Raw genomic sequence first — 3,072 nt, forward strand, 5'->3', positions numbered from 1 at the left:
CGGTCGCGGTCGCCCGCGGGGGTGGGCCGGGCGCGGGCCGGGTGACGACGTAGGTGCCGCCCGCGATGATCGTGGCGCCCGCCGTCACGGCGATCGCGGGCTTGGTCAGGACGCCGAGGAGCTTGGCGGACCAGCCGACGGAGGTCGCGGCGGCGGCCGTCTTGCCGCCGAGCGCGAGCGACAGCGTGAAGCCTACGGGGAGCGGTACGAGCGCGATGCCGACGAGCAGGCGTTCCGCCGGTACGACGGACTCGCGGGCGTCACCGCAGTAGGCGCAGCCCCTGATGTGCCGGGCCAGCCGCTTGCGCCAGACCGAGCCGGGACGGCCGTCGAAGCGGCCGGTCAGCTCGCGCAGTTCGGGGCAGGCGCCGTCGAGGGCGCGGACGATCCCGCGCGAGGTCTCCAGGCGCTCCTTCATCCGCTGGACGCGCACGGCGGCGTGCTGTCTGCTGATGCCGACGGCCGCAGCCAGCTCGCGGCGGGTCAGTTCGCCGGCGACCTCCAGCCACCACAGCGACAGCAGCTGCCGGTCCTCGTCGTCCAGCCAGCGCACCGCCTCCGCGACCTCGCGCCGCTGTCCCTCCAGGTGCAGGCGCAGCACGGTGAGTTCGGCGAAGTCGGTGGCCTCCTGGGCCGCGTTCTCGTCCAGGTGCCGAGGCGTCCTGCGGCGCGCCCGATCCCGTATCTGGCGCATGGCGATCGCCATCAGCCAGGACCGGAAGCTGTCCGGGTCGCGCAGTGAGCCGAGGTTGTCGACGGCGCGCAGCATGGTCTCCTGGACGACGTCGTCGACGTCCGCGTGTCCGTTCAGGGCCCGTCCGACGACGTTGTAGACCAGCGGCAGCCAGCCCGCCACCAGCTCGTCCAGCGCCTGCCGGTCTCCGGCCTGCGCGGCGGCGATGGTGGCGCGCCAGGGCCGGCCGGTCGTCCCGGCGTCGGCGCGCGTCCTCATGCCCGCACCTTCTCAGCCGGGCCCCTGCTGTTCGCAATGTCGGAGATCACACCCTGGGGACGGTCCGGGCCCGCCCGCGATAACAGTTTTTCGGCGCCCGTCACCCCGCTGTCGGTCCCCGTAGGGGAAGACCCCGGCAACTCCCTTACCACGTACGGCATTTGCTCCGGGATCGGTCAGGGGCGCGGGCCCTCCCCGCCGACGATCCGCGGAGCCTCGCCCACGGCCAGGATGATCGACGACACTCACCGCCAAGGCCCCGGAGCAGCCCATGCGCGCCCGCACCCCGATCCTCGCCGCCTGTCTCGTCCTCGCCCTGTCCGCCGGTCCACTCGCCGCGCCCGCCCTCGCCGTCACCTCGGCGAGCTCGGCGCACGCCGGCTCGGGACCCGACGCCGACGCCCTGCGGGCCGCGATCGCCGGACTACCGGACGCGGACGCGACCGCCGCGCTGGTCCGGGTCGGCGGTCGCGACGGCACCTGGCGCGGCAGCGCGGGCGTGCACGATCTGGCGAGCGGCCGGGCGGCGGACCCGGACGCCCGCTTCCGCGCCGGATCCACGACGAAGGTCGTGACGGCGGCGGCCGTGCTGAGGCTCGCGGCGCAGGGCAGGGTCGATCTGGACAGGCCGGTCCAGCGGTATCTGCCGGGGCTGCTGACGTCCGCCTTCGAGCCGGTCACGGTACGGCAGTTGCTGAACCACACCAGCGGCATCCAGGCGGGGGACGGCTGGGGCGACTCCTTCGAGGCGCAGTACGCGCACCGCTTCGACACGCTCACAGCGCGGGAGGTGGTGGCGTCGGCGGTGGCGAAGGGACCGGAGTTCCGGCCGGGCACCCGGCAGGAGTACCTGAACATCAACTACACGATCCTGGGGCTGCTGATCGAGAAGGTGACCGGGCACTCGTACGCCGAGGAGGCCACACGGCTCGTGCTGCGGCCGGCCGGGATGCGGGACACGTACTTCCCGGGCGCCGATCCCCGCATCCGCGGACCGCACAACCACGGCTACCAGGTGGTCCGACGGGCCGACGGCGGCACCGAGTTCGTCGACGTCACCGACTGGAACCAGGCGGACCGGACGGCGGCCGGGGACATGATCTCGACCACCGCCGACCTGGAGCGGCTGATCACAGCACTGTTCCGGGGCCGGATCGTGCCCGGGCCGCAGTTGGAGGAGATGTTCACGGTTCCGGCGGGCATCAAGGGCGCCACTTACACCGCGGGGCTCCAGCGGTTCGAGCACGGGGGACGGGTGTACTGGCTGAAATCGGGGGCGCGGTACGGCTACAGCACGTTCGTGGCGGCGACCCGGGACCTGAGCCGTACCCTCGTCTACTCGGTCAACTCGACCGACGCCAAGGGGGAGTCGATGAACCCGGTCGCCGAACGCGTCGCGCTGGCCGCGCTCAGGTAGCGAGCGCGGGGGTGGGGCCAGGGTTCGGGGTGAGCGCTTCGAGGCGCTTGATCTTTCTGCGCAGGATGTACAGCGGGATCACCCCGAACACCCCGAAGGACATGTCGATCACCGACCACCAGAAGGGGATGCCCCGGATCGGCCCGCAGATCAGGGCGAGCGGGATGATGCCGGCGCAGGCGATCATCGCGAACTCCACGACCCAGATGTTGCGTACGGGGTCGCGGTAGGGCCCGTAGAAGGCGACGGCGATGACGAGGTGGGCGAAGGCCAGCCAGTCCGTGCCGTAGAGCAGGAACGGGTAGTCGGTGTCGGCGGCGTCGAGTCCGCGCCGGACGCGGGCGATCCAGTCCATGAGCGGGTCCGGCGTGGGCAGGGACCGCAACACGTCCTCGGTCCAGCGCAGTTCGTGCACCAGGGGGAAGGCCGTGGCGCCGCTGAGCACCAGGCAGACGACGAACAGGACCAGCCAGACGCGGATGCCCTTGAGAAGGGCGGCTCTGTCGCTCATGACGGCAGCGTACGCCTGTAATTGAACGTGTTCAAAACCAATCTGGTGAGGGCGAGGGCTGGGGCTTCGGCTTCGATTTGGTCAGCGGCCCTCCACGGCGGAGGGCACGCTCGTCGGGGTCGCCCGGACGTCCGAACGGGTCTTGGACGGACGGGCCGAGGGGAGTTGGGTGCGCGTCGCGGCGGAGGGGGC

The 3,072-nt window shown here is 72.1% G+C and carries 3 protein-coding genes; 1 reads left to right on the plus strand and 2 read right to left on the minus strand.

Annotated features, from left to right (window positions below; translation table 11 throughout):
- The coding region (locus tag GRC12_RS43180) for an RNA polymerase sigma factor (RefSeq protein WP_208785905.1) at positions 1–952 on the minus strand (952 nt) is incomplete at its 3' end.
- Positions 953–1,223: 271 nt separating this feature from the next.
- Here GRC12_RS43180 and GRC12_RS43185 point away from each other — a divergent pair.
- Positions 1,224–2,369, plus strand: a complete 1,146-nt coding sequence (locus GRC12_RS43185; protein ID WP_208785906.1) for a serine hydrolase domain-containing protein — start codon at positions 1,224–1,226, stop codon at positions 2,367–2,369.
- On the opposite strand, the gene GRC12_RS43190 is transcribed toward GRC12_RS43185, so the two are convergent.
- Positions 2,362–2,880, minus strand: coding sequence for a hypothetical protein (locus GRC12_RS43190; RefSeq protein WP_208785907.1), 519 nt, complete (start codon positions 2,878–2,880; stop codon positions 2,362–2,364). The genes GRC12_RS43185 and GRC12_RS43190 overlap by 8 nt on opposite strands.
- Between the last annotated feature and the right edge of the window lie 192 nt (positions 2,881–3,072).

The organism is Streptomyces griseorubiginosus, from assembly GCF_017614965.1.
Classification (GTDB): Bacteria; Actinomycetota; Actinomycetes; order Streptomycetales; family Streptomycetaceae; genus Streptomyces; species Streptomyces griseorubiginosus_B.

Bases quoted from the DNA above. Each gene is read 5' to 3' on its own strand.
- GRC12_RS43185 (WP_208785906.1), top strand. From the start codon at position 1,224: ATGCGCGCCCGCACCCCGATCCTCGCCGCCTGTCTCGTCCTCGCCCTG.
- GRC12_RS43190 (WP_208785907.1), bottom strand. From the start codon at position 2,880: ATGAGCGACAGAGCCGCCCTTCTCAAGGGCATCCGCGTCTGGCTGGTC.